Origin of the sequence: Chitinophaga sp. GbtcB8 (genome assembly GCF_019091455.1) — a bacterium.
GTDB lineage: Bacteria > Bacteroidota > Bacteroidia > Chitinophagales > Chitinophagaceae > Chitinophaga.
This window is the reverse complement of record NZ_JAGXJN010000208.1, coordinates 1-262: the sequence shown is the minus strand read 5'-3', so window position 1 is coordinate 262 and position 262 is coordinate 1. Positions and strand designations below refer to the sequence as shown.

The window sequence follows — 262 nt, the reverse complement described above, 5'->3', positions numbered from 1 at the left end:
ATTATCCAGCCAATGCTAGATGCCATTCGCAAAAATGACTTTGCCTCAATGTACAAATATGAAGATATTATCATTAATCTAGATGAACTGATGATGAATCATAAGCGAAATACAGAGTATGAAGGTAAAGTAAAAGAAGCGATGAAAGAACGGCAAAACACATTGAATTATAAACGACAAGAAATGATACAAGCGTTAAGTGAAGAAGTAGCAGCAATTGGTATCTTTGATGCTTTAAATTCAAATGACATCACTAAAACAG

At 32.8% G+C, this 262-nt stretch carries 1 protein-coding gene; it reads left to right on the top strand.

Annotated elements, in window-relative coordinates; genetic code table 11:
* The coding region (locus KVT36_RS31770; protein ID WP_217607442.1) for a hypothetical protein at positions 1–262 on the top strand (262 nt) is incomplete at both ends.